This window comes from Streptomyces scabiei 87.22 (assembly GCF_000091305.1).
Classification (GTDB): Bacteria; Actinomycetota; Actinomycetes; order Streptomycetales; family Streptomycetaceae; genus Streptomyces; species Streptomyces scabiei.
Genome location: NC_013929.1, coordinates 4,275,855 through 4,301,135 on the forward strand (window position 1 = coordinate 4,275,855; position 25,281 = coordinate 4,301,135).

General features: G+C 71.0%; 23 protein-coding genes. 4 read left to right on the top strand and 19 right to left on the bottom strand.

The genetic code is table 11. From position 1 onward, the window contains the following. Nucleotides 1–13: 13 nt before the first annotated feature. Genes nuoK through SCAB_RS18075 form a run of 11 tightly spaced genes read right to left on the bottom strand, consistent with a single transcriptional unit; the run spans nt 14 to nt 10,874 of the window. Nucleotides 14–313 (bottom strand): NADH-quinone oxidoreductase subunit NuoK, encoded by a 300-nt coding sequence (gene nuoK, locus SCAB_RS18025; protein ID WP_005481399.1) that lies wholly within the window; start codon nt 311–313, stop codon nt 14–16. Further along, a complete protein-coding gene (locus tag SCAB_RS18030) occupies nt 310–1,161 on the bottom strand; it encodes an NADH-quinone oxidoreductase subunit J (RefSeq protein ID WP_013001509.1) in 852 nt (283 codons plus the stop codon). Before SCAB_RS18030 ends, nuoK begins: the two co-directional genes overlap by 4 nt. Continuing rightward, nucleotides 1,158–1,799: an NADH-quinone oxidoreductase subunit NuoI gene (gene nuoI, locus SCAB_RS18035; protein ID WP_013001510.1), complete on the bottom strand. Its 642-nt coding sequence runs from the start codon at nt 1,797–1,799 to the stop codon at nt 1,158–1,160. Before nuoI ends, SCAB_RS18030 begins: the two co-directional genes overlap by 4 nt. Next, nucleotides 1,792–3,156 (bottom strand): NADH-quinone oxidoreductase subunit NuoH, encoded by a 1,365-nt coding sequence (gene nuoH, locus SCAB_RS18040; RefSeq protein ID WP_013001511.1) that lies wholly within the window; start codon nt 3,154–3,156, stop codon nt 1,792–1,794. Before nuoH ends, nuoI begins: the two co-directional genes overlap by 8 nt. After that, nucleotides 3,153–5,657: an NADH-quinone oxidoreductase subunit G gene (locus tag SCAB_RS18045; RefSeq protein WP_013001512.1), complete on the bottom strand. Its 2,505-nt coding sequence runs from the start codon at nt 5,655–5,657 to the stop codon at nt 3,153–3,155. The genes nuoH and SCAB_RS18045 overlap by 4 nt, the downstream gene beginning before the upstream one ends. Beyond that, on the bottom strand, nt 5,654–7,009 hold the full coding sequence (gene nuoF / locus SCAB_RS18050) for an NADH-quinone oxidoreductase subunit NuoF (protein ID WP_037723939.1): 1,356 nt from the start codon (nt 7,007–7,009) through the stop codon (nt 5,654–5,656). Before nuoF ends, SCAB_RS18045 begins: the two co-directional genes overlap by 4 nt. After that, entirely contained in the window at nt 7,009–7,839 is an 831-nt protein-coding gene (gene nuoE / locus SCAB_RS18055; protein ID WP_046773909.1) for an NADH-quinone oxidoreductase subunit NuoE, read from the bottom strand. The genes nuoF and nuoE overlap by 1 nt, the downstream gene beginning before the upstream one ends. Before the next feature lie 29 nt (nt 7,840–7,868). Next, nucleotides 7,869–9,209: an NADH-quinone oxidoreductase subunit D gene (locus SCAB_RS18060; RefSeq protein ID WP_013001515.1), complete on the bottom strand. Its 1,341-nt coding sequence runs from the start codon at nt 9,207–9,209 to the stop codon at nt 7,869–7,871. Further along, entirely contained in the window at nt 9,206–9,949 is a 744-nt protein-coding gene (locus SCAB_RS18065) for an NADH-quinone oxidoreductase subunit C (protein WP_013001516.1), read from the bottom strand. Before SCAB_RS18065 ends, SCAB_RS18060 begins: the two co-directional genes overlap by 4 nt. Continuing rightward, on the bottom strand, nt 9,946–10,500 hold the full coding sequence (locus tag SCAB_RS18070) for a NuoB/complex I 20 kDa subunit family protein (RefSeq protein ID WP_003998928.1): 555 nt from the start codon (nt 10,498–10,500) through the stop codon (nt 9,946–9,948). Before SCAB_RS18070 ends, SCAB_RS18065 begins: the two co-directional genes overlap by 4 nt. Before the next feature lie 14 nt (nt 10,501–10,514). Beyond that, nucleotides 10,515–10,874, bottom strand: coding sequence for an NADH-quinone oxidoreductase subunit A (locus SCAB_RS18075; RefSeq protein ID WP_005476348.1), 360 nt, complete (start codon nt 10,872–10,874; stop codon nt 10,515–10,517). Between the two features lie 717 nt (nt 10,875–11,591). Between SCAB_RS18075 and SCAB_RS18080 the strand changes: the two genes are divergently transcribed. Continuing rightward, a complete protein-coding gene (locus SCAB_RS18080) occupies nt 11,592–12,428 on the top strand; it encodes a C40 family peptidase (protein WP_013001517.1) in 837 nt (278 codons plus the stop codon). A 329-nt stretch (nt 12,429–12,757) separates the two neighbouring features. On the opposite strand, the gene SCAB_RS18085 is transcribed toward SCAB_RS18080, so the two are convergent. Continuing rightward, a complete protein-coding gene (locus SCAB_RS18085) occupies nt 12,758–14,050 on the bottom strand; it encodes a geranylgeranyl reductase family protein (RefSeq protein WP_013001518.1) in 1,293 nt (430 codons plus the stop codon). 146 nt (nt 14,051–14,196) lie between these two features. Between SCAB_RS18085 and SCAB_RS18090 the strand changes: the two genes are divergently transcribed. Both SCAB_RS18090 and SCAB_RS18095 read left to right on the top strand, forming a co-directional pair. Continuing rightward, nucleotides 14,197–14,703: a GNAT family N-acetyltransferase gene (locus tag SCAB_RS18090; protein ID WP_013001519.1), complete on the top strand. Its 507-nt coding sequence runs from the start codon at nt 14,197–14,199 to the stop codon at nt 14,701–14,703. Between the two features lie 168 nt (nt 14,704–14,871). Then, nucleotides 14,872–15,195, top strand: coding sequence for a PASTA domain-containing protein (locus SCAB_RS18095; RefSeq protein ID WP_013001520.1), 324 nt, complete (start codon nt 14,872–14,874; stop codon nt 15,193–15,195). Nucleotides 15,196–15,275: 80 nt separating this feature from the next. Here SCAB_RS18095 and SCAB_RS18100 read toward each other — a convergent pair whose 3' ends face one another. Beyond that, nucleotides 15,276–17,255, bottom strand: a complete 1,980-nt coding sequence (locus tag SCAB_RS18100) for a zinc ribbon domain-containing protein (RefSeq protein ID WP_013001521.1) — start codon at nt 17,253–17,255, stop codon at nt 15,276–15,278. 197 nt (nt 17,256–17,452) lie between these two features. After that, the gene (locus SCAB_RS18105; protein ID WP_013001522.1) at nt 17,453–18,151 is read right to left on the bottom strand and encodes a demethylmenaquinone methyltransferase; all 699 of its coding nucleotides are present in this window, start codon (nt 18,149–18,151) and stop codon (nt 17,453–17,455) included. A 384-nt stretch (nt 18,152–18,535) separates the two neighbouring features. On the opposite strand from SCAB_RS18105, the gene SCAB_RS18110 reads away from it, so the two are divergent. After that, complete coding sequence (locus tag SCAB_RS18110; RefSeq protein ID WP_041670694.1) at nt 18,536–19,564, top strand: chitinase; 1,029 nt, start codon at nt 18,536–18,538, stop codon at nt 19,562–19,564. Nucleotides 19,565–19,608: 44 nt separating this feature from the next. Here the strand turns inward: SCAB_RS18110 and SCAB_RS18115 are convergent, their stop codons facing one another. The 5 genes from SCAB_RS18115 to SCAB_RS18135 all read right to left on the bottom strand — a co-directional run bounded on the left by SCAB_RS18115 (nt 19,609) and on the right by SCAB_RS18135 (nt 25,190). Beyond that, nucleotides 19,609–20,058: an imidazolonepropionase-like domain-containing protein gene (locus SCAB_RS18115; RefSeq protein WP_013001524.1), complete on the bottom strand. Its 450-nt coding sequence runs from the start codon at nt 20,056–20,058 to the stop codon at nt 19,609–19,611. 7 nt (nt 20,059–20,065) lie between these two features. Continuing rightward, nucleotides 20,066–21,265: a cyclic dehypoxanthinyl futalosine synthase gene (gene mqnC, locus SCAB_RS18120; RefSeq protein ID WP_013001525.1), complete on the bottom strand. Its 1,200-nt coding sequence runs from the start codon at nt 21,263–21,265 to the stop codon at nt 20,066–20,068. A 112-nt stretch (nt 21,266–21,377) separates the two neighbouring features. Continuing rightward, complete coding sequence (locus SCAB_RS18125) at nt 21,378–22,208, bottom strand: prepilin peptidase (RefSeq protein ID WP_013001526.1); 831 nt, start codon at nt 22,206–22,208, stop codon at nt 21,378–21,380. A 211-nt stretch (nt 22,209–22,419) separates the two neighbouring features. Then, entirely contained in the window at nt 22,420–24,135 is a 1,716-nt protein-coding gene (locus SCAB_RS18130) for a serine/threonine-protein kinase (protein WP_013001527.1), read from the bottom strand. A gap of 209 nt (nt 24,136–24,344) precedes the next feature. Continuing rightward, complete coding sequence (locus SCAB_RS18135) at nt 24,345–25,190, bottom strand: menaquinone biosynthetic enzyme MqnA/MqnD family protein (protein WP_013001528.1); 846 nt, start codon at nt 25,188–25,190, stop codon at nt 24,345–24,347. Between the last annotated feature and the right edge of the window lie 91 nt (nt 25,191–25,281).

Sequence of the window (25,281 nt, forward strand, 5' to 3'; positions counted from 1 at the left end):
TTCTTCCGACCCCTTACAGCTTCATCAGGCTGGCGTCGTCGACCGAGGCCGAGTGGCGGGACCGGAACAGCGACACGATGATCGCGAGTCCGACCACGACCTCCGCGGCGGCGACGACCATCGTGAAGAAGGCGATGATCTGGCCGTCGAGATTGCCGTGCATCCGGGAGAAGGCGACCAGGGTGAGGTTGCAGGCGTTGAGCATCAGCTCCACGCACATGAACACCACGATCGCGTTCCGCCTGATCAGGACGCCGGTGGCGCCGATCGTGAACAGCAGGGCGGCGAGATACAGGTAGTTGACGGGATTCACTTCGATGCCTCCCCGCTCTTGCCGCCGGTTCCGCCGGGGGTGCGCTCCAGGCGGTCCTCGGCGCGCTGTTCCAGGGCCTTGAGGTCGTTGAGCGCCTCGGTCGACACGTCCCGGACCTGGCCCCGGTCCCGCAGCGTCTTGCTGACGGTCAGCTCCGAGGGGGTGCCGTCGGGCAGCAGGCCCGGGATGTCGACCGCGTTGTGCCGGGCATAGACACCCGGGGCCGGCAGCGGCGGGAGGTGCTTGCCCTCGCGTACACGCTGTTCGGCCAGCTCGCGCTGGGTCTTGGGGCGCTCGGTGCGCTCGCGGTGGGTGAGGACCATGGCGCCCACGGCGGCCGTGATGAGCAGGGCGCCGGTCAGCTCGAAGGCGAACACGTAGTCGGTGAAGATCAGGGCCGCGAGACCCTCCACGTTGCCGCCCGCGTTGGCCGTGCCGAGGCCGCTGAACTCCGTCAGCGAGGCGTTGCCGATGCCCGCGATCAGCAGGATGCCGAAGCCGGCGCCGCACAGCAGGGCCAGCCAGCGCTGGCCCTTGATGGTCTCCTTCAGGGAGTCCGCCGCGGTGACGCCGACGAGCATCACCACGAACAGGAACAGCATCATGATCGCGCCGGTGTAGACGACGATCTGCACGATGCCGAGGAAGTAGGCGCCGTTGGCGAGGTAGAACACCGCCAGGATCACCATCGTGCCCGCGAGACAGAGCGCGCTGTGCACGGCCCGCTTCATGAAGACGGTGCACAGGGCGCCGATCACGGCGACCGTGCCGAGCACCCAGAACTGGAAGGCCTCACCGGTGGAGGTGCCGGCGGAAAGAGTGGCCGCGGCGGCGAGTTGCTGCGTCATCGGCCGCCCGCCTTCTGTGACGCCGGCTCGTCCTCACCGAAGGTGGAGGCGGCCTCCTGGGGCTTCTCGCCCCGGGAGACGGCCGTCTGCCGCACCGTACCGGGCGCGGCCTCGGTGACCAGGCCCCGGTAGTAGTCCTGCTCGTCGGTGCCCGGGAAGATCGAGTGGGGCGAGTCGACCATGCCCTCCTCCAGCCCGGCGAGCAGCTGCTCCTTGGTGTAGATGAGGTTGGCGCGGCTGCTGTCCGCCAGCTCGAACTCGTTGGTCATCGTCAGCGCGCGCGTGGGGCACGCCTCGATGCACAGGCCGCACAGGATGCAGCGGGCGTAGTTGATCTGGTAGACGCGGCCGTACCGCTCGCCCGGCGAGTAGCGCTCCTCGTCGGTGTTGTCGGCGCCCTCCACGTAGATGGCGTCGGCGGGGCACGCCCAGGCGCACAGCTCGCAGCCGACGCACTTCTCCAGGCCGTCCGGATGGCGGTTGAGCTGGTGCCGGCCGTGGAACCGCGGGGCCGTGGTCTTCTGCTGCTCCGGGTACTGCTCGGTCAGCCGCTTCTTGAACATGGCCTTGAAGGTCACGCCGAAGCCGGCGACGGGGTTCTGGAAACCCTGCTTGTTCTCTTTCGGCTCCTCAGCCATCGGACGCCTCCCTCCCATTCGAAGATCCGTCACTGTCAGTATCGGACCCGCCACTGACAATCAGCTCCCGCTCCCGGCGCGGACGCCTGCGCGGCACCGGCGGGAGGGTCTGTCCGGGCAGGGGCGGTACGGGGAACCCGCCGGCCATGGGGTCGAAGGCGGCCGGTTCGGCGGGCTGGTCCTGGGCCTCGCGCCGGTCGCGGAACATGTCGGCGACGACGGAGAGCAGGAACAGCACGATGACGGCGCCGGCCACGTACAGGGCGATCTCGGCGAAGTCGTAGTTCTCGTTGCGCAGGGTCCGCACCGTGGCGACGAGCATCAGCCAGACCACGGAGACCGGCAGCAGGACCTTCCAGCCGAGCTTCATCAGCTGGTCGTAGCGGACGCGCGGGAGGGTGCCGCGCAGCCAGATGAAGAAGAACAGCAGCAGCTGCACCTTCACCACGAACCAGAGCATCGGCCACCAGCCGTGGTTGGCGCCCTCCCAGAAGGTGCTGATGGGCCAGGGGGCCCGCCAGCCGCCGAGGAAGAGCGTCACCGACACGGCGGAGACGGTGACCATGTTGACGTACTCGGCGAGCATGAACATCGCGAACTTGATCGACGAGTACTCGGTGTTGAATCCGCCGACCAGGTCGCCCTCGGACTCCGGCATGTCGAACGGGGCCCGGTTGGTCTCACCGACCATGGTCACGATGTAGATCAGGAACGAGACCGGCAGCAGCACGATGTACCAGCGGTCCTGCTGCGCCTCCACGATCGCGGAGGTCGACATCGACCCCGAGTAGAGGAAGACGGAGGCGAACGCGGCGCCCATGGCGATCTCGTACGAGATCATCTGGGCGGCGGACCGCAGGCCGCCGAGCAGCGGGTAGGTGGAGCCGGAGCTCCAGCCCGCCAGCACGATGCCGTAGATGCCGACCGAGGCGACCGCGAGGACGTAGAGCATCGCGATCGGCAGGTCGGTGAGCTGCATCGTGGTGCGCTGGCCGAAGATCGAGATCTCGTTGCCGGCCGGGCCGAAGGGGATCACCGCGATCGCCATGAAGGCCGGGATGGCCGCGACGATCGGTGCGAGGACGTAGACGACCTTGTCCGCGCGTTTGACGATGACGTCTTCCTTCAGCATCAGCTTGATGCCGTCGGCGAGGGACTGGAGCATGCCCCAGGGGCCGTGCCGGTTGGGGCCGATGCGCAGCTGCATCCAGGCGACGACCTTGCGCTCCCACACGATGGAGAAGAGCACGGTGATCATCAGGAAGGCGAAGCAGAACACCGCCTTGACGACGACCAGCCACCAGGGGTCGCGGCCGAACATCGAGAGGTCTTCCGCGGCGAGGTAGTACGCGCTCATGCCTCCACCTCCTCGGGGGCCTCGGCGGCGAGCGTCGCGGGGCCGATACGGACGAGTGCGCCGGGCTGCGCCCCGGTGTCGGAGGCGACGCCCGAGCCGGTGGAGTTCAGCGGCAGCCAGACCACGCGGTCGGGCATCTCGGTGATCTGCAGCGGGAGTTCGACACTTCCTGCGGGGCCGCTGACCGCGAGGACGTCGCCGTTCTTGACGCCCGCCTCGGCGGCGGTGGCGGCGGACACGCGCGCGTGGGCGGCGTGCCGTGTACCGGCGAGGGCTTCGTCGCCGTCCTGGAGGCGGCCCTGGTCGAGCAGCAGCCGGTGTCCGGCGAGGACGGCCTCCCCGGCGGCCGGGCGCGGCAGTCCGGCCGCGACCTCCACCGGCTCGTGGGCCCGCGCGCCGTCCCAGCCGCCGAGGCGGTCCAGCTCCGCGCGCGTGGTGGCAAGGTCGGGCAGCCCCAGGTGGACGTCCATGGCGTCGGCCAGCATCTGCAGGACCCGTCCGTCGGTGGGTGCCACCCGGCGGGTCATCTGGTCGGGCTTCAGCGCGGCCTCGAACATCCGGGCGCGGCCCTCCCAGTTGAGGAAGGTGCCCGCCTTCTCGGCGACGGCGGCGACCGGAAGGACGACGTCCGCCCGGTCGGTGACCTCGCTGGGCCGCAGTTCCAGCGACACCAGGAAGCCCACCGCGGTGAGCGCCTCACGCGCGCGCGGCGGGTCGGGCAGGTCGGCGACCTCGACGCCCGCGACCACCAGGGCCCCGAGCTCTCCGGTCGCGGCGGCCTCGACGATCTGTCCGGTGTCCCGGCCGTAGCGCGTCGGGAGTTCGGCGACGCCCCAGGCGGCGGCGACCTCGGCCCGCGCGCGCGGGTCGGTCGCGGGGCGTCCGCCCGGCAGCGCCGACGGCAGCGCGCCCGCCTCGACGGCGGCCCGCTCCCCGGCCCGGCGCGGGATCCACGCCAGCTTCGCGCCGGTGAGGGACGCGGCCCGGACGGCGGCGGTGAGGCCGCCCGCCACGGACGCGAACCGCTCCCCGACGACGATCACGGCGCCCTCGGTGCGCAGCGCCTCGGCCGCCCGGGTGCCGTCCTCGTCCAGCCCGAAACCGCTCGCGAGGGCGTCCAGCCACTCGGTCTCGGTGCCGGGCGCGGCGGGCAGCAGCGTGCCGCCGGCCTTGGCGAGGCCCCGGGTGGCGTGGGTGGCCAGTGAGTACACCTGCTGCTTGTGCTTGCGCCAGGCCTTGCGCAGCCTCAGGAAGACGCCGGGCGCCTCCTCCTCGGCCTCGAACCCGACCAGCAGGACCGCGGGGGCCTTCTCCAGGGAGGTGTACGTGACGCCGGTGCCGTCGAGGTCCCGGCCCCGGCCGGCGACGCGGGCGGCCAGGAAGTCGGCCTCCTCGCCGCTGTGCACGCGCGCGCGGAAGTCGATGTCGTTGGTGTCGAGGGCCACGCGCGCGAACTTGCTGTACGCGTAGGCGTCCTCGACGGTGAGCCGGCCGCCGGTCAGCACTCCGGCCCGGCCGCGGGCGGCGAGGAGTCCGCGGGCGGCGGCCTCCAGGGCCTCCGGCCAGGACGCCGGTTCCAGGACGCCCTCGGCGTTGCGGACGAGGGGGGTGGTGAGCCGGTCCGGGCGCTGCGCGTAGCGGAACGCGAACCGTCCCTTGTCGCAGATCCACTCCTCGTTGACCTCGGGGTCGTTGGCCGCGAGGCGCCGCATGACCTTGCCGCGCCGGTGGTCGGTGCGGGTGGCGCAGCCGGCGGAGCAGTGCTCGCAGACCGACGGCGAGGAGACGAGGTCGAAGGGGCGGGAGCGGAAGCGGTACGCCGCCGAGGTCAGCGCGCCGACGGGGCAGATCTGGATGGTGTTGCCGGAGAAGTACGACTCGAAGGGGTCGCCCTCTCCGGTGCCGACCTGCTGCAGCGCGCCCCGCTCGACCAGTTCGATCATCGGGTCGCCGGCGACCTGGTTGGAGAACCGGGTGCAGCGGGCGCACAGCACGCACCGCTCACGGTCGAGCAGCACCTGCGTGGAGATCGGTACGGGCTTCTCGTAGGTGCGCTTCCTGCCCTCGAAGCGGGACTCGGCCTGTCCGTGGGACACGGCCTGGTTCTGCAGGGGGCACTCGCCGCCCTTGTCGCAGACCGGGCAGTCCAGGGGGTGGTTGATGAGCAGGAGCTCCATCACCCCCTTCTGCGCCTTCTCCGCGACCGGGGAGGTGAGGTGGGTCTTGACGACCATCCCGTCGGTACAGGTGATCGTGCAGGACGCCATGGGCTTGCGCTGGCCCTCGACCTCGACGATGCACTGGCGGCAGGCGCCGACCGGGTCGAGGAGGGGGTGGTCGCAGAAGCGGGGGATCTCGACGCCGAGTTGTTCGGCGGCCCGGATGACCAGGGTGCCCTTGGGCACGCTGATGTCGATGCCGTCGATGGTCAGCGAGACCAGGTCCTCCGGCGGGACCGCCGCCTCGCCGCCCCCGGAGGGAGCGCTCGTGGTCACGGTCATGCGTTCACCTCCGCGTGCTTGTCCTTGTCGGCCCAGACCGTCGACCTGGCCGGGTCGAACGGGCAGCCACGGCCCGTGATGTGGTCCTCGTACTCCGCGCGGAAGTACTTGAGGGAGGAGAAGATCGGCGAGGCGGCGCCGTCGCCGAGGGCGCAGAAGGACTTGCCGTTGATGTTGTCGGCGATGTCGTTCAGCTTGTCGAGGTCGCTCATGACGCCCTTGCCGGCCTCGATGTCACGCAGCAACTGGACCAGCCAGTAGGTGCCTTCGCGGCAGGGGGTGCACTTGCCGCAGGACTCGTGGGCGTAGAACTCGGTCCAGCGGGTGACGGCCCGCACCACGCAGGTGGTCTCGTCGAAGCACTGCAGTGCCTTGGTGCCGAGCATGGAACCGGCGGCGCCCACGCCCTCGTAGTCGAGAGGCACGTCGAGGTGCTCGTCGGTGAACATGGGGGTCGAGGAGCCGCCCGGGGTCCAGAACTTGAGGCGGTGTCCGGGGCGCATTCCGCCGCTCATCTCCAGGAGCTGGCGCAGCGTGATGCCGAGCGGTGCCTCGTACTGGCCGGGGCTCGTGACGTGGCCGCTGAGCGAGTAGAGCGTGAAGCCGGGGGACTTCTCGCTGCCCATCGACCGGAACCATTCCTTGCCCTTGTGCAGGATGGCGGGAACCGACGCGATGGACTCGACGTTGTTCACGACAGTGGGGCACGCGTAGAGGCCCTCGACGGCGGGGAAGGGAGGACGCAGTCGCGGCTGACCACGGCGGCCTTCGAGCGAGTCGAGCAGCGCGGTCTCCTCACCGCAGATGTACGCGCCCGCGCCCGCGTGCACGGTGATGTCGAGGTCGAGTCCGCTGCCCAGGATGTTCTCGCCGAGGAAGCCGGCCTCGTAGGCCTCACGGACGGCCTCGTGCAGCCGCCGCAGGACCGGGACGACCTCACCGCGCAGATAGATGAAGGCGTGCGAGGAGCGGATGGCGTAGCACGCGATGATCATGCCCTCGACGAGGCTGTGCGGGTTCGCGAAGAGGAGCGGGATGTCCTTGCACGTCCCGGGCTCCGACTCGTCGGCGTTGACGACGAGGTAGTGCGGCTTTCCGTCCCCCTGCGGGATGAACTGCCACTTCATCCCGGTCGGGAATCCGGCGCCGCCCCGGCCGCGCAGCCCGGACTCCTTGACGTACGCGATGACGTCGTCCGGGGACATGGCCAGTGCCTTGCGCAGCCCTTCGTAGCCGTCGTGTCTGCGGTAGACGTCGAGGGACCAGGCCCGGTCCTCGTCCCAGAAGGCCGACAGCACGGGTGCGAGCAGCTTGTCCGGGCTGGTGCCCTTGATCTCGGGTGCCAACGTCATCACTCCCCCTCCTCGGCTGCAGGCCCGGCCGGGTGGGCAGGGTCCGAGGCCGACGTGTCCTGCGGCGCGTCGTGCGAACTGAGGTGCTCGGTGGGTGACGGCTCGTGCACCTTGCCGCGCGGCTCGTCCTGCGGACCACCGTCCCGTGGGTGGACCACGCGCGCGGGTCCGGTCTCGCCCTTGGCCAGGCGGAGGCCGACCAGCGAGGCGGGGCCCGCGCCGCCGCTCGCCTCGACGGCCCCGGGCCGCTCGTCGGGGAAGCCGGCGAGGATCCGCGCGGTCTCCTTGAAGGTGCACAGCGGCGCCCCTCGCGTGGGGGCGACCTCCGCCCCGTCGCGCAGGTCGTCGACGAGGCGCTTGGCGCTGTCGACGGTCTGGTTGTCGAAGAACTCCCAGTTGACCATCACGACCGGCGCGAAGTCGCAGGCCGCGTTGCACTCGATGTGCTCCAGCGTGACCTTGCCGTCGTCGGTGGTCTCGCCGTTGCCGACGCCCAGGTGGTCCTGGAGCGCCTCGAAGATCGCGTCGCCGCCCATCACCGCGCACAGGGTGTTGGTGCAGACGCCGACCTGGTAGTCGCCGGAGGGCCTGCGCCGGTACATGGAGTAGAAGGTGGCGACCGCGGTGACCTCGGCGGTGGTCAGGCCGAGCACGTCGGCGCAGAACCGCACGCCGGTGCGGGTGACATGTCCCTCCTCCGCCTGCATGAGGTGCAGCAGCGGCAGGAGGGCGGACCGGGAGTCCGGGTAGCGGGCGACGACCTCGGCGGCGTCCCGCTCCAGCCGTGCTCGAACGTCGTCCGGGAAGTCGGGCGCGGGCAGTTGGGGCATGCCCAGGCTGACGCCCTCGGGGGTGGTGGTCACCGGTCGACGCCTCCCATCACGGGGTCGATGGACGCGACGGCGACGATGACGTCGGCGACCTGGCCGCCCTCGCACATCGCCGCCATGGCCTGCAGATTGGTGAAGGACGGATCCCGGAAGTGGACCCGGAAGGGGCGGGTGCCGCCGTCGGAGACGACATGCACCCCGAGTTCGCCCTTGGGCGACTCGACCGCCGCGTACGCCTGTCCCGGCGGGACGCGGAAGCCCTCGGTCACCAGCTTGAAGTGGTGGATCAGGGCCTCCATGGAGGTGCCCATGATCTTCTTGATGTGGTCCAGGGAGTTGCCGAGTCCGTCCGGCCCCAGGGCGAGCTGGGCGGGCCAGGCGATCTTCTTGTCGCCGACCATGACCGGGCCGGGCTGCAGCCGGTCCAGGCACTGCTCGACGATCCTGAGGGACTGGCGCATCTCCTCCAGCCGGATCAGGAAGCGGCCGTAGGAGTCGCAGGTGTCGGCGGTCGGGACGTCGAAGTCGTACGTCTCGTACCCGCAGTACGGCTGCGCCTTGCGCAGGTCGTGCGGGAGGCCGGCGGAGCGCAGGATCGGGCCGGTCGCGCCGAGGGCCATGCAGCCGGCCAGGTCGAGGTGGCCGATGTCCTGCATACGGGCCTTGAAGATGGGGTTCCCGGTGGCGAGCTTGTCGTACTCGGGGAGGTTCTTCTCCATCTTCTTCACGAACTCGCGGATCTGGTCCACCGCGCCGGGCGGCAGGTCCTGGGCGAGTCCGCCGGGCCGGATGTACGCGTGGTTCATGCGCAGGCCGGTGATCAGCTCGTAGATGTCGAGAATGAGTTCACGATCACGGAAGCCGTAGATCATGATCGTGGTGGCGCCCAGCTCCATGCCGCCGGTGGCGATGCACACCAGGTGGGAGGAGAGCCGGTTCAGCTCCATCAGGAGCACGCGGATGATCGTGGCGCGGTCGGGGATCTCGTCCTCGATGCCGAGGAGCTTCTCCACGGCGAGGCAGTACGCCGTCTCGTTGAAGAACGGCGTCAGGTAGTCCATGCGCGTCACGAACGTGGTGCCCTGGGTCCACGTGCGGTATTCGAGGTTCTTCTCGATGCCGGTGTGGAGGTAGCCGATGCCGCAGCGGGCCTCGGTGACGGTCTCGCCGTCGATCTCCAGGATCAGCCGGAGCACCCCGTGGGTGGACGGGTGCTGGGGACCCATGTTGACGATGATGCGTTCGTCGTCGGACCGGGCCGCGGTCTGGGCGACCTCGTCCCAGTCGCCGCCGGTGACCGTGTAGACGGTGCCCTCGGTGGTCTCGCGCGCCGAGGCGGTGGAATCCGCCGATGCGTGCTGCGTGCTCATGAGTACGACCTCCGCTGGTCCGGAGCCGGGATCTGGGCGCCCTTGTACTCGACGGGGATGCCGCCGAGGGGATAGTCCTTGCGCTGCGGGAAGCCCTGCCAGTCGTCCGGCATCATGATCCGCGTCAGCGCGGGGTGGCCGTCGAAGACGATGCCGAAGAAGTCGTACGTCTCGCGCTCGTGCCAGTCGTTGGTGGGATAGACGGGGACGAGCGACGGGATGTGCGGGTCGGCGTCGGGGGCGGAGACCTCCAGGCGGATCAGCCGGTTGTGGGTGATCGAGCGCAGGTGGTAGACGGCGTGCAGCTCGCGGCCCTTGTCGCCGGGGTAGTGGACGCCGGAGACGCCGGTGCACAGTTCGAAGCGGAGGGCCGGGTCGTCGCGCAGGGTGCGGGCGACGGTCGGCAGGTGCTCGCGCTCGATGTGGAAGGTGATCTCGCCGCGGTCGACGACCGTCTTGTCGATCACGTTCTCGGGGACCAGGCCCTGTTCCTCCAGGGCGCCCTCCAGCTCGTCGGCGACCTCGTCGAACCAGCCGCCGTACGGGCGGTTCGCCTCACCGGGGAGCCGGACGGAGCGGACCAGGCCGCCGTAGCCGGAGGTGTCGCCGCCGTTGTTCGCGCCGAACATGCCGCGCTGGACGCGGATCTCCTCACCGCCGTCGCCGCGCTGGCCGGGGAGGTTGGAGGCGGCGAGGTCCTTCTCGGGGTTCACCCCGTTCGACCCGTTCGCGTCGCTCATCGCAGCAGCCCCTTCATCTCGATGGTGGGGAGCGCCTTGAGTGCCGCTTCCTCCGCCTCGCGGGCCGCTTCCTCGGCGTTCACGCCCAGCTTGGACGTCTGGATCTTCTGGTGGAGCTTGAGGATCGCGTCCATCAGCATCTCGGGCCGCGGCGGGCAGCCCGGCAGGTAGATGTCGACGGGGACGATGTGGTCGACGCCCTGGACGATCGCGTAGTTGTTGAACATGCCGCCCGACGACGCGCAGACCCCCATGGAGATCACCCACTTGGGATTGGGCATCTGGTCGTAGACCTGCCGCAGCACCGGCGCCATCTTCTGGCTGACCCGGCCGGCCACGATCATCAGGTCCGCCTGGCGCGGCGACCCCCGGAACACCTCCATTCCGAAGCGCGCCAGATCGTAGCGTCCCGCGCCCGTGGTCATCATCTCGATGGCACAACAGGCGAGGCCGAAGGTGGCGGGGAAGACGGACGCCTTGCGCACCCAGCCCGCGGCCTGCTCGACGGTGGTCAGCAGGAAACCGCTCGGCAGTTTTTCTTCGAGTCCCATGGCTTAAAGGCCCCTCAGTCCCATTCCAGGCCGCCGCGGCGCCAGACGTACGCGTAGGCGACGAAGACGGTGAGCACGAAGAGCAGCATCTCCACGAGCCCGAAAACACCCAGGGCGTCGAAGGTGACGGCCCAGGGGTAGAGGAAGACGATCTCGATGTCGAAGACGATGAAGAGCATCGCCGTCAGGTAGTACTTGATGGGGAAACGCCCTCCGCCGGCCGGCGTGGGGGTGGGCTCGATCCCGCACTCGTAAGCCTCGAGCTTGGCCCGGTTGTAGCGCTTCGGGCCGATCAGCGAGGCCATGATCACGGAGAAGATCGCAAAGCCTGCCCCGAGGGCTCCCAGTACGAGGATGGGCGCATAGGCGTTCACCGCTCCTCGCTCCTCTCAGTCGGCACTGACTGCTGGCGGATTGCGTCGGCCCTGTTCACCGGCCCCACCGGTCCCACGAACTCCGCCCGTCCCGACGAAGATCGCGAACATGTGAAGCAGGTCACAAGCCCAACTGCCCCGCATCCTATGCCTGCCGGTCTGTGATCTGCGACACGGGGTACAGCACCGAGTTTGTGATCTCCACCACCTGACGGTGGATCATGGACTCGGACGGCCGTCGATCTTCATACCGGAAGCGCCAGACTGATCACCAGAAGTGACATTTTCGTTCGTTACCGCTGGTCACGAGGGTCGTCTCCATATCAAGAGATTTCCGCTGCATGCAAATTGGTGCTGGACGGGGTCGCTTGGTAGAGCGCGGCGTTCACACCTCGGAGGGAGTCCCGCGCACGGATGTGGACGCGTGCACGCGTTCACGAGCGCCGGAGGCGGACGCCCTCCGCGCGGGACGCCGCGTCGACAGCGACAGCGCTGTGACCTGTGTCACATCACAGGGAGATCAAATCAACGAGCCTTGGCCACTCGCTGCGATCGATGGTAAGCACAGGGCAATTCGGGCGTATTCACGAAAGCGCATGATCACGGCCATGATGGCCGGTGTCCGCTATGCCCGTTACGGCGTCAATAAAGAGTGACGCACAGGGAATTTGGGGCCTCCGTTGAACAACTGTGGCGCAGCACACGTTTCTTGAAGGTATGGAGGAGTCGCTGGTACCGCTTGTACCCATGTCCCACACCGCTCACATACGCAGCCACCGGAAACCCCGCCGCAACGCGTCCTCGATCGCGATGCGCGCCGGAGTCGCCGGTGGCGTTCTCAGCACCGTGGCAGTGGCCGGCGCGTCCACGTCGGCTTTCGCGGCGGAGCCGGTGACGCAGACGCTCGAACTGCCCACCCTCACGGCCGACCTGGCCACGCAGGCGGCGCAGTCCGCGGACGCCACGCAGGCGATGGCGGCCGACTACCAGCTGCAGGCCGAGCGTGACACGGCCGCCGAACAGGCTGCCAAGCAGGCCGAGAAGGACCTGGTCAAGGCGAAGAAGGAAGAGGCCCGCAAGAAGGCCGCCGCCGAGGCCGAGCGCAAGGCCGAGGCCGAGCGTGCCGCGCGCGACAGCGAGCGGACCACCCTCACCACCAACTCGGCGACGACCACCACGACGACGACGGCGCCCGCCAGTGGCAGCGTCGGCACGGTCATCGCCTTCCTCAAGGCGCAGCTCGGCGACGCCTACGTCATGGGCGCCACCGGCCCCAACGCGTGGGACTGCTCCTCGCTGGTACAGGCCGCCTTCAAGCAGGTCGGCGTGAGCCTCCCCCGGGTCTCGCAGGACCAGTCGATGCAGGGCACCGAGGTCTCGCTGTCCAACCTGCAGGTCGGCGACATCCTGTACTGGGGTGCCAAGGGCTCCGCGTACCACGTGGGTGTCTACGTCGGGAACGGCCAGTACCTGGACGCGGCGAACCCCTCCAAGGGCGTCGTCATCCAGGACCTTTCCGGCTACCCGGCCACCGGCGCGGTGCGCGTGCTCTGAGGCTGCGCCCGCACGCGGTCGCCCCGGACGCTTTTCGAGAGGGCCGCTCTCCCCGAGGGGAAGCGGCCCTCCGGGCTGCCCTCGGAAAGGCCCCAGGAGCCCCACAGGGCCGCCGCCGCCCCGCACGGGGGTACGGGACGGCTCCCGCCGCCACGGGGCCCTGTCGTCGCGCCTGACGGGTTCCCGCGTCCGGGGCCGTTACACCTCACCGTCCGCGCGTGGACGCGACCGGGACGGCGGCCGACGGGTGACACCTCCCCGGCGGGTGGTGCCGGCCCGTCGTGTGGTGCCGGTCCGGCCCGGAACACCCCGTCGGGCCGGCCCGGTCCTCACGCCTTCGGGGCCACCTTGCTCAGGCCGTTGATGATGCGGTCCATCGCGTCGCCGCCGGTGGGGTCGGTGAGGTTGGCCAGCATCTTCAGGGTGAACTTCATCAGCAGCGGGTGGGTGAGCCCCCGCTGCGTCGCGAGCTTCATGATCTTCGGGTTGCCGATGAGCTTCACGAAGGCGCGGCCCATCGTGTAGTAGCCGCCGAAGGTGTCCTTGAGGACCTGCGGGTAGCGCTGCAGGGCGAGTTCGCGCTGCCCGGGGGTGGCCCGGGCGTGGGCCTGGACGATGACGTCGGCGGCGATCTGCCCGGACTCCATGGCATAGGCGATGCCCTCGCCGTTGAACGGGTTCACCATGCCTCCGGCGTCGCCGACCAGCAGCAGGCCCTTGGTGTAGTGGGGCTGGCGGTTGAAGGCCATCGGGAGGGCGGCGCCGCGGATGGGCCCGGTCATGTTGTCGGGGGTGTAGCCCCACTCCTCGGGCATGGACGCGCACCATGCCTTCAGCACGTCGCGCCAGTCCAGCTCCTTGAAGGCGGCGGAGGTGTTGAGGACGCCCAGACCGACGTTGGACGTGCCGTCGCCCATGCCGAAGATCCAGCCGTAACCGGGCAGGAGGCGGTCCTCGCCCGGCCCGCGCTTGTCCCACAGCTCCAGCCAGGACTCCAGGTAGTCGTCGTCGTGGCGCGGGGAGGTGAAGTACGTGCGGACGGCGACGCCCATCGGGCGGTCCTCGCGGCGGTGCAGGCCCATCGCGAGCGAGAGCCGGGTGGAGTTGCCGTCGGCCGCGACCACCAGCGGGGCGTGGAAGGTGACTTCCCGCTTCTCCTCGCCGAGCTTGGCGTGCACGCCGGTGATCCGGCCGGTGCGGTCGTCGATGACCGGTGCGCCCACGTTGCAGCGCTCGTACAGCCGGGCGCCCGCCTTCTGTGCCTGGCGGGCGAGCTGCTCGTCGAAGTCGTCGCGCTTGCGGACCAGTCCGTAGTCCGGGTAGGAGGCGAGATCCGGCCAGTCGAGCTGGAGGCGGACGCCGCCGCCGATGATCCGCAGACCCTTGTTGCGGAGCCAGCCGGCCTCCTCGGAGATGTCGATGCCCATCGACACCAGCTGCTTGGTGGCGCGCGGGGTGAGGCCGTCGCCGCAGACCTTCTCCCTCGGGAAGCTGGTCTTCTCCAGGAGCAGTACGTCCAGGCCGGCCTTGGCCAGGTAGTACGCGGTGGTGGAACCGGCTGGCCCGGCCCCGACGACGATCACATCGGCGGTGTGTTCGGTAAGGGGCTGGGGCTCGGTCACGACGGGTTCTCCCCAAGAAGTAGACGGTACGGAGCGAAGCCTGCCGGCCGTCGGCGGAACCGGACGGCCGGAAAACATGTGCCGACAGGGGTCGGACATGGGCAGTCTATTCAGCGGTATCGATCATCGGCTGAAGGGCTGCCCCTGTGAACCGAGCTCTGCCCGACGTACGGCTGCGCGTCCCCACCGACGAGGACGCCTTCGCCTGGCACCGGATCTTCGACGATCCCGAGGTCATGGAGTTCCACGGCGGCCGTGGCGCCGAGCTGTCCGTCTACGAGGAGCTCACCGCGCGCCAGCGCCGCCATGACGCCGAACACGGCTTCTGCCTGTGGACGATGCTCGACGAGGAGGGCCGGGCCATCGGTTTCACCGGCGCCCAGCCGTGGCCCCGGGAGTGGGGTCCGACCGGGGAGATCGAGATCGGCTGGCGGCTCGCGCGGGGCCACTGGGGCAAGGGGTACGTGACCGCCGCCGCCGTACAGACCCTGGAGCGGGTGCGGGCGGCGGGCGTCGGCAGCGTCGTCGCGATGGTCAACGCACGCAACGAGCGGTCGATAGCGGTGACCCGGCGGCTGGGCATGGAGCTGGCGGAGACCTACACGACACCGGTCACCCGGCAGGAGGGGCACTGCTACCGGCTGGCGTTGTGAGGGGCTGATCGAGGGGAGCCGTTCGACGAGAGCCGTTCAAGGGGCTCTTCGTTCGGTATTTCGTCAACTCGTCACCCAGAGTAGCGATTTGCCGCAGATTGCCACGCAGTGCTTCCGGTCGGGCCCGCCCGGCGGCTACCCTGCCGGTACCGCTGGGGGTGAACATCTGTGCGCATAACACCCAAGTCATTCGAAGTGCGTGTGCCACGGTTCGTCGGCCTGATGGCCGTGGACGCGCGCGAGACGGCCGAGGCGGACGGGCTGACCCTCGTCGCACCCGACCGGCCCGACCTCCGACTCGCCGCCGTGGACCACGTCGTACGGCAGTACCCGCCGCCGGGCGTGAAGGTGCCGCGCGGGGCCGCGGTGACCGTGTGGTTCGAGTCGGGCGACGACGGCGGCGGGGTGCGCGAACCGCGCCACGGCGGGCCGCCGCCGGGGTTGCGCAGGGCGCTGGACGAGCCGGGGGATCCCTTCGCGGCACGTCGGTAGCCCGGCGTACGCCTCCGGGGCCCGGGGCGCCCCCGCGCCCCTGCCGGGCGCGGGTCGCCGCCACTTCCCTCCGGGCCCCTCTACTTCTGCCAGAGCAGGATCGCCGCCGCCCCTCCCCCGCCGATCACGAGGGCCGCGACGATCGTGACGATCCAGACGAGCGCCCGGCCGTGGGTCCCGGCCGGGGCCGCGGGCGGCTGCTGGTGCTGGTACTGGTGGCCGAGTTCGACGAGCGGCGGCTCGTACGCCGCCGTGACCGGAGCCGTGACCTGGGTCGAGGTCGGCACGGAGGCCTGGTGCGGGACCCCGGGGGCCGTCGGGCCGCCGCTGGGCATGGCCGGGACCGGTGGGGCGAGGACCGCCGTGCGCGCTCCCGTCATCCGGAGCAGATAGGGCGCGAGGAAGGCCGCGCCGAAGACCCACAGGAGACCGAAGAGCAGCGCCTCGGCGAGATCGAGGCCGACGTCCACCTGGCCCGCGGCCGAGAACTCGCTGCTGAGCTCCGTCCTGGCGGAACCGGACGCCTCCATGCCGAAGCCGCCGACCCCGGCGAGCAGGAGGAAGAGACCGAAGAAGACACCGGCGGCGAGGAGTTGCTCGCCGCGGCCCGAGGAGCGGCGGGCCGCGACGATCCCGAGGGTCAGGGCGCAGACCGCGCCCAGCGTCAACGCGCCCACGACCGCCCAGGAGTTGACTGCGTCACCCAGTTCGGACAGCCCGAAGGCCCGGTGCTCGTAGCCACCGCCGTAGGGGCTGGACTCGGTGAGCCCGTAGTCCCCGGAGGAGTCGCCGTCGTACGACGAGCCGCCCCCGAGGCTCGTACGGCCCGCCTCGCCCTGGACGGACGCGCCCCAGGAGAGACCGAGGAGGTGGACGGCGAGATTGGGCAGGACGAGCAGGACGAGCAGGAGCGGGCTGAGGTCCTCGTCCCATTCGGCCTGCCACTCGTCGTTCGCCGCGAGGACGACGAACGCGACGAGCGAGCAGAGGGCGAGGACGATCGCCATGGCCCGTACGGCCGTTCCGGTCGCCCGGAACAGGGCCCGGGGGCCGGGGCGGACGGCCAGCCAGGCCGCCAGGTCGTCGCGCTGCAGCAGGCCGGCGCTGACGGCGGCGGTGAGCAGCAGTGCGCCGAGCGTCGCGCGCCAGACCGACGTCGAGACCTCGACGGCCGCGATCTCGGGCTGCCCGAACAGCGCGAGCACGAGAACGGCGGCCGTCACCAGCAGCGTGACCCGCACGGCCGCTTCGAGTCCGGCGGTACGGCCGCCACCGGGTGTCGCCCCGGGTACTCCGGCGTGCGTGCCGCCGTACGCGCCGGGGTACGTGCCGCCCGGCACACCCCCATAAGCGCTCCCGTGCGCGCTGCCGTGAGCACTCGTGTACGCGCCCCCGTACGCGCCCCGGGTCGCCAGCCGCGTGCGGAGCAGCCGTACGCCGATGAAGAGGGCCCCGACGAAGAGGGCGGTCACCGTGAGCGGGACCAGGGACACGGCGAGGGCGCCCCCGGCGGACGGATAGTCGCCCGCATAGTCGCCGCCGCCGGGCTCGGAGATCGTGAAGCCGCCGCCGAGGCCCTGGAGGAGGCCCGCGAGGGCGAGGGCGAGACGGTCGCCGAAGCCGACGAAGTCCTCCTCGCCCGCGCCGTCGCCCTGGCCGTACGACGGGACGGCCAGGGCGACGGCCGTGACCAGGAGGAGCCCGACCGGCCAGAGCGCGGCCAGGGCCGAACCCGCCCAGTCGCCCCGGAAGGCCCGGCCGAGGAAGGCGCCGACGGGCGAGGGACGGGCGGGGACGGGGGCGTACTCGGGCGGAGGCGGAGGAAGGGGCGGGCCGAGCGGTGGGGCACCCGGCGGAGCCGAGGGCGGACCCGCCGTCGGGGAGACCGCCGGGGGAACCGTCGGCGGGGCGGCCGGTGGGGCGGGTGGTGGCACCGGAGTCGCCCCGCTGCCCGTGCCGGGCGCCGCCGCCGGGACCGGCGGGCGTTCCCGGCCGCACTTCATGCAGAAGCGCGCCTCGTCGGGGCCGGGTGTTCCGCAGTGCGGGCAGTAGGACGTCATGGAACGCTCCGTCATCCAGAGAACTCGGGCCGTGATGCGCCGTGGTCGGGGAAGCGCCGGTGCGTCAGGGACATCACCGGCGCGTGCCGACGTATCAACGGACGGTAGTTTCTGTTGACCGGTTCCCGTCAACAGGATTCCCTCGCGGGCATCCCTCGTACGGGTGAAACGGGGGCGCGGCGGGCGCCTCGCGGGCCCTAGGAGAGGGCCTTGAACCCCCGGTGCAGCGCGACGATCCCGCCCGACAGGTTGCGCCACGCCACCTTTTCCCAGCCGGCCTTGAGCAGCCGCTCGGCGAGGCCCGCCTGGTCGGGCCAGGCGCGGATGGACTCGGCGAGGTAGACGTAGGCGTCCGGGTTGGAGGACACCGCGCGGGCGACCGGCGGCAGCGCGCGCATCAGGTACTCGGTGTAGACGGTCCGGAACGGTGTCCAGGTCGGGTGGGAGAACTCGCAGATCACGACGCGCCCGCCGGGCTTGGTCACCCGGTGCAGCTCGCGCAGCGCGGTGTCGGTGTCCTGCACGTTCCGCAGGCCGAAGGAGATGGTCACCGCGTCGAAGGTGTCGTCCTTGAACGGCAGTCTCGTGGCGTCGCCCGCGGTGAACGGCAGCCAGGGGGTGCGCTCCTTGCCGACGCGGAGCATGCCGAGGGAGAAGTCGCACGGGACCACGTACGCGCCGGTCCGTGCGAAGGGCTGGGACGAGGTGCCCGTGCCGGCCGCGAGGTCCAGGATCTTCTGGGCGGGGCGGGCGTCGACCGCCTGCGCGACCTCCTTGCGCCAGCGCCGGTCCTGTCCGAGGGACAGCACGTCGTTGGTCAGGTCGTACCGTTTCGCCACGCGGTCGAACATCGAGGCGACTTCGTGCGGCTGCTTGTCCAGGGATGCGCGGGTCACGGGCCCCATTGTGGCAGTACGGCCCGGACTCCCCCACGGCACCCGGCCCTGTCGCGCGCCGACGGAGGGGCGAGATTTTCATCGACGGACCGGGCCCGTGTTCTTCCGGACAGGGAGCGGTCATCGGTCGGGCAATTCCCGACTGTTCCCGCGGGATTCCGGAAGGAGACACCTCGCCCCGTCCGCTTTCCCGGATAATCCGTGAACGACTGCGAAGCATGAGGGGTTTGCTTTCAGGGCCGAGCATGCGGCCGGTAAGGCCAATTTTGCCCGACCGGCCAACCCTTTGCCGGTCACCGTGCCGTGACGCGGATTCGGTTCCGCAATTCCGTGGAAGCACGGATAAGGCACGGTCGGGTGTGCTTCATTTCCCTTGTGAGTACCGTGAGGAATTCCCTGGGAACGGCCGCCGGACTGCTCTGCCTGGCGGTCCTGGCCTGCGCGGGCTGCACCGCGAGCACCGACGAGGCCGGGTCCGTACCCGGGGGCCCGGCGGGGTCGGCGGGTACGGCCACGGGCCCGTCGGCCCCCGGGCCGGTCACGGAGTACGCGCCGTACGTGAGCGCCACCGACGCCTCCGACCTCGACGGCGCCGGGTCGGCCGCCTCCTACCACCTGGCGTTCGTGATCGCCGACGGCGACGCGTGCACGCCCGCGTGGAACGGCACGAAGGCCGTCGACGACCCGGCGGTCAGGTCCCGGATCACGGCACTCACCGCCTCCGGGGCCTCGGCGCGGGTCTCCTTCGGCGGCGCCTCCGGGCCGGAGCTGGCGGAGGTCTGCGACAGCGCGCCCGAGCTGGCCGAGGCGTACGGCGCGGCCCTGGACGCGGCCGGCTCGACCGCGGCGGACTTCGACGTCGAGGGCGACGCGCTGCAGGACACCGCCTCCGTCGGCCTGCGTTCCGAGGCGATCGCGCTGCTCCAGCGGGACCGCCCCGGCCTCTCCGTGACCTTCACCCTCCCCGTCATGCCGTCCGGCCTCGACGCCCACGGCATGGCCCTGCTCGACTCGGCCGCCGCCGAGGGCGTGGAGGTCACCACGGTCAACATCATGACCATGAACTACGCCCGTTCGTACGACGGTGACATGGGCGACTACGCACAGCGGGCGGCCGAGTCGGCGCACCGGCAGCTGCGCGCGGTCTTCGGCACGAGCGAGGCCACGGCGTGGGGGGCGCTGGCGCTGACCCCGATGCTGGGCGTCAACGACATCGACAACGAGACGTTCACCCTGGAGGACGCGGCGCAGGTACGGGAGTTCGCGGAGGAGAAGGGAGTGGCCTGGGTGTCGATGTGGGCGACGTTCCGGGACCGGGAGTGCGGGGGCGCGGCACGTGACGCGCTGGTCGACTGCAGTGGGGTCGACCAGGAGGACGGGGCGTTCGGGAAGGCGTTCTCCCCACGCCCCTGACGGCGGGAGCCGACGGTGCCCCAGCGGCTCAGCGGCTCAGCGGCTCAGCGGCGACGGTGGACCAGGCGCCCCGCGCACACCGTGGCCACACAGGCGCCGGAGTCGTCGAAGGCCACCAGGTCCGCCCGGCCCAGTTCGACGATCGCCGGGGTGTGCGGGCGGGGCAGTACGACCAGGTGGTTGCGCGCGGCGGCTGCACGGAGTTCCGGGGTGCCGGCGTGCTGGTCCAGGACGGCCGTCGCGCCCGACTTCAGTACCTCGTGGATACGTTCGCGGGGCGACGGGGCCTGCGGGAGCGGGCCCTCGTGCACCCGGCCGGGCCCGAGGACGCCGGGCCACTGCCGCACCCGGGCGTCCGGGAACCGCTGCCGGACGGCGTCCGCCGCCCCGACGGCCCGGACCACGGCGCCGTCCACCACGACGGCGCCGTCCTTGATCGGCTCCGGGTCGTCCCAGGTGCGCCGCACCTCTTCGGCGGCGTGAATCGTCAGCACAGGAGCCCTAGTTGGCGTTGAGCAGCTTCAGCTCGGGGTGGGCCGTGCCGCCCTCGATGGCCGTGGAGGAGATGTGGGACATGACGCGCTCGTCGACCGGGTCGTTCGCCGGGTCCTCGTGGACGACGATGTGCTCGTAGGTCGTGGTCCGCTGGGCCGGGACGCGGCCGGCCTTGCGGATCAGGTCGATGATCTCCATGCGGTTGGAGCGGTGCTTGGCACCGGCGGAGGAGACCACGTTCTCCTCCAGCATGATCGAACCGAGGTCGTCCGCCCCGTAGTGCAGGGAGAGCTGGCCGACCTCCTTCCCGGTGGTGAGCCAGGAGCCCTGGATGTGGGCGATGTTGTCCATGAACAGCCGGGCGATGGCGATCATGCGCAGGTACTCGAAGAGCGTCGCCTGCGTACGGCCCTTGAGGTGGTTGTTCTCGGGCTGGTAGGTGTACGGGATGAAGGCCCGGAAGCCGCCCGTCCGGTCCTGTACGTCTCGGATCATCCGCAGGTGCTCGATGCGCTCGGCGTTGGTCTCGCCGGTGCCCATGAGCATCGTGGACGTGGACTCGACGCCCAGCTTGTGCGCGATCTCCATGATCTCCAGCCAGCGCTCGCCGCTCTCCTTCAGCGGGGCGATGGCCTTGCGGGGGCGCTCGGGAAGCAGTTCCGCGCCGGCGCCGGCGAAGGAGTCGAGACCGGCCGCGTGGATCCGCGTGATCGCCTCCTCCACGCCGACCTTCGAGATCCGGGCCATGTGCTCGACCTCGGACGCGCCGAGGGAGTGGATGACCAGCTGCGGGAAGGCCTTCTTGATGGCGGCGAAGTGCGTCTCGTAGTACTCCACCCCGTAGTCCGGGTGGTGTCCGCCCTGGAACATGATCTGGGTGCCGCCCAGCTCGACGGTCTCCGCGCAGCGGCGCAGGATGTCGTCGAGATCGCGCGTCCAGCCCTTGTCCTTGGCCTTCGGCGGGGCGTAGAACGCGCAGAACTTGCACGCCGTCACGCAGACGTTCGTGTAGTTGATGTTCCGCTCGATGATGTACGTCGCGATGTGTTCCGTGCCCGCGTACCGGCGCCGGCGGACGGCGTCGGCGGCGGCGCCGAGCGCGTGCAGCGGGGCGTCGCGGTAGAGGTCGAGCGCCTCCTCTGGCGTGATCCGCCCGCCCGCGGCGGCACGGTCGAGAACGGACTGGAGGTCGGCCTTCTCGGTCACCGGGAGCGTCCCTTTCGTAAGGGTTGAACAGACCGAGCCAGCCTACGCCAGGGCCGGGCCTCACCCGACGTCAGCCCGTCCGCCTGTGGACAACCCGGGAACGGGGGCCCGTTCAGGCCGCGTACGCCTCCAGCAGGAGCGCGACGTACGCCCCGGCGATCATGAACGGCCCCAGGGCCACCAGCTGCCCGCGCACCGCGCGGCCCCGGACCGCCACGACCACTGTGTACGCGCTGCCGATGAGCGCGCCGGCGAACGTGCCCAGGTACAGCGCGCCCCAGCCGTACCAGCCGAGGACGGCACCGAGGCCCACGGCCAGCTTCACGTCGCCGAAGCCGAGGGCGACGGGTCGGATGAGGAAGAAGAGGAAGTAGAAGCCGCCGAGGGCGAGGGCACCGTAGGCCGCCGTCCGCCACTCCCCCGCGTGCTCGGGGACGAACGCGGCACCGCCCAGCAGGGTGAGCGCCAGGCCCGCGAAGGGCAGCGTCAGGGGGTCGGGGAGGCGTTGCGCGCCGAGGTCCACCAGGGCGAGCAGGACGCCCAGGGGGGCGAGGAGCAGCCATACGGCGAGTTCGGGGCGGAAGCCTGTGGCGAGGGCGAGGGAGGCGCAGACGAGAGCGGTCACGGTCGCGACGACGGGGGTGCGGGGGCCGTAGGCGCAGGTGGGGGGTGGGGCTGCGAGGGGTCGGGCTGTGGAGGGCGGGGTTGTGGAGGGCGGGGCGGTAGGTGCCGGGGAGGCGGTGGGGGTGCTGGGGCAGCGTGCGGGGCCCAGCCAGCCGGCCGCCGGGCCGGCGAGGGGGTGACCGGCGGGGCATGCGTGGTGCCAGGGGGTGTCCTCGTCGGCCGTGAAGCGGTAGGCGGGGCGGGGTAGCAGGGTGCCCGCGGCCGCGCCCCAGAGGGTGGCGGCCAGGGTGAGTGCGATCAGCCAGGGGTCCGGATCCACGGGGGCAGCCTATGAGGGGGCGGGGTGGGGGTGAACCGGGGTTCTCGCCCTCGCCGCGGTGGTGTTCTCGCCCCCGCCGCCCCTACCCGTCCCTCCTCCAGGGGCTGTGCCCCTTCGATGCCCCGCCGCGGGTTCGGTGGGGGCTGGTCGCGCAGTTCCCCGCGCCCCTGAGAAGCAGGGCTTCGCCCGCTGCTTCTCAGGGCCCGCCGCGCTACTCCACCTTTGCCAAGCGGGCCGTCGGTCTGCCCGCGTCCGCGTTGGTCGAGGTGTAGTCGAGTTCCTTGCCGACCGGGGTGAGGGTGATCTCGTGGGTGTTCCTCGTGCAGGTGCCGGGGTTGTTCTTGGTGTCGGCGATGCTCGTGGCGACGATGTTCTTCTCGGTGACCTTCTTGAGGACGAGCTTGTCGTCGCAGGTGCCGCCGAGGAGGTCGACGGAGCGGAACGTGCCCAAGGTCCCGCCCACCGCGGTCTGTTCGAGGGTGACGGTGAAGGTGCCGGCGGGGAGGCTGCCGGAGAGGGCGTAGCCGTCGCCCTCCCAGGTGCCCAGATACTTCTTGGGCAGCTCGCCGGTCGCGTCCCCCGGCGCCCCCGTGTCCTGGCCGCTGCCGCTCGGACTGGCCTCGGCCGACGGCACCTTGTCCGCCGCGTCGCCCTTGTCCTCCCGGCCCCACAGCGTCCCGGGCCCGACCAGCATGCCCACGCCCACCAGCGCGAACACTCCCGCGATCGCCAGGGCGACCGAACAACTCACCCTCCGGCCGCGCCCGTTCGCGGCGGCCGTGGACGAGGCAGCCACGCTCACCGACAGCTTGCCGGGCGCCGGGGGCGCCGCGTCCGCCACCACCCCTTCGGTCCGCTGCCCCGGCACATACGTCTCGGGCGACGCGGGTGACGCCTGCGATGCCTGCGACACCTGTGACGACATCACCGGCGGCGGACCGAACACCCCGCTCGCGGCGGGCCCGTCACCGGTCGGGCCTCCCGCCACCGACGGGCTGCTGAACCCCACCGGCCCGGACGGGACGTCCGCCGCCGCTTCCAGGTTCAGCACCTGCACGGCGCTGCGGCCGACCTGTTCCACCAGCGGCCCCGGCAGCCAGCCCGCCGACACCAGACGGGCCGCGCCCTCGAGGGCCAGGGTGCGGGCGATCTCGTCGGGGCCCGGGCGGGCCGCGGCGTCCTTGGCCAGGCAGCGCTCGACCAGGTCCCGCAGGTCGCCCTCCAGACCGTCCAGCAGCGGCGGTTCGTGGACGACCTTGTAGAGGAGGGCGGCGGAGGAGTCGCCGGGGAAGGGGGACTGCCCGGTCGCGGCGTACGCGAGGACCGCACCCAGGGAGAAGACGTCCGCCGCGCCGGTGATGCCCTTGCCGAGGATCTGCTCGGGGGACATGTAGCCGGGGGAGCCGATGGACACGCCCGTGGAGGTGAGCGAGGCCGTGCCGTCCGTGGCGCGGGCGATGCCGAAGTCGATGAGGAGCGGGCCGTCCACCGTGAGCAGGACGTTCGACGGCTTCACGTCGCGGTGGACGAGGCCCAGCGCGTGCACCGCCGAGAGCGCCTCCGCCAGGCCCGCGCCCAGGACCCGTACCGAGTGCGGCGGCAGGTGCCCGCCGTCCGCGATCGCCGCCGCGAGGGACGGGCCGGCCGCGTAGCCCGTCGCCACCCAGGGGACGGACGCCTCCGGGTCCGCGTCCAGCACCGGGGCCGTCCAGGAGCCGCCCACGCGGCGGGCCGCGTCGACCTCGCGCCGGAACCGCGCGCGGAACTCCTCGTCCAGGGCGAAGTGCGGATGCACGATCTTGACGGCGACGGTACGGCCGCCCGCGCTGCGCCCCAGATAGACACGGCCCATCCCGCCGGACCCGAGCCGGCCCAGCAGCCGGTAGGGCCCCACGACCGTGGGCTCGCCGGCATCGAGCGGTTGCATGGGCGGCACCTCCCCCGTACGTCTCTCGCGCGTCACCCCGTACGTTCCCCCGTACGAACTCGTCCCGGCGCACGACTCCCCAGCAGCGTAGTGCCGTACGCCCGAAGGGGAATGCGGGCGGCGGCGACCGGTCGGCGGGAGATGCCACGGACCGTGGAATTCGTCAAACGAAATTCCCGTAACTTCGACGGGAACTCCGGGGTGAATGTTCAGGAAAGCAGGTCGACCTTCACGTCCGCCGGAAATCCCGTGGTGGGGCCGACCCGCCGCGCGAACTCGGCGACCGCGCTCAACTGAGGCCCGCCGAAGCGGAAGTCCAGGGTGGTGAAGTACCGCTCCAGAACCTGCTCGTCGAAGGACTCCCAGCGTGCGGCCTGCTCGGCGACCTTCGCCACCTCGGTCAGGGACAGGTCGCGGGAGGCCAGGAACGCCTCGTGCACCTTGCGGGTGACCTCGGGCTCCCGCTCCAGGTAGTCCCGCCGCGCCGCCCACACCGCGAAGACGAACGGCAGTCCCGTCCACGCCTTCCACATGGCGCCCAGGTCGTGCACCTCCAGGCCGAAGTTCGGCGCGTCGAGCAGGTTGGCCCGCAGCGCCGCGTCCCCGATCAGCACCGCCGCCTCCGCCTCCTGCATCATCAGCGGGAGGTCGGGCGGGCAGGTGTAGTACGACGGCTGCACGCCGACGCTCTCGGACAGCAGCAGCTGCGCCAGGCGTACGGAGGTGCGCGAGGTGGAGCCCAGTGCGACGCGTGCGCCGTCCAGGCGGTCCAGGGGCACCTGGGAGACGATGACGCAGGACATCACCGGCCCGTCGCAGCCGACGGCGATGTCGGGGAAGGCGACCAGGTCGTCCGCGTTGCGCAGGAACTCCACGAGCGTGATGGGCCCGATGTCGAGGTCGCCGCGCACCAGCTGCTCGCTGAGCTTCTCGGGGGTGTCCTTGGTCAGCTCGAAGTCGAGGAGCGTGCCCGTTCTCGCGAGCCCCCAGTACAGAGGCAGGCAGTTCAGGAACTGGATGTGGCCGACGCGCGGCCGGTTGCGAGAATTGTCCACATCGCGAGGCTAGCCCTCATGGGGTACGGTGCGGGCTCCGGGGGCCGGGAGGCGCTCCCGACACCGGATGCCCTTCACGTGTCAATGCTTT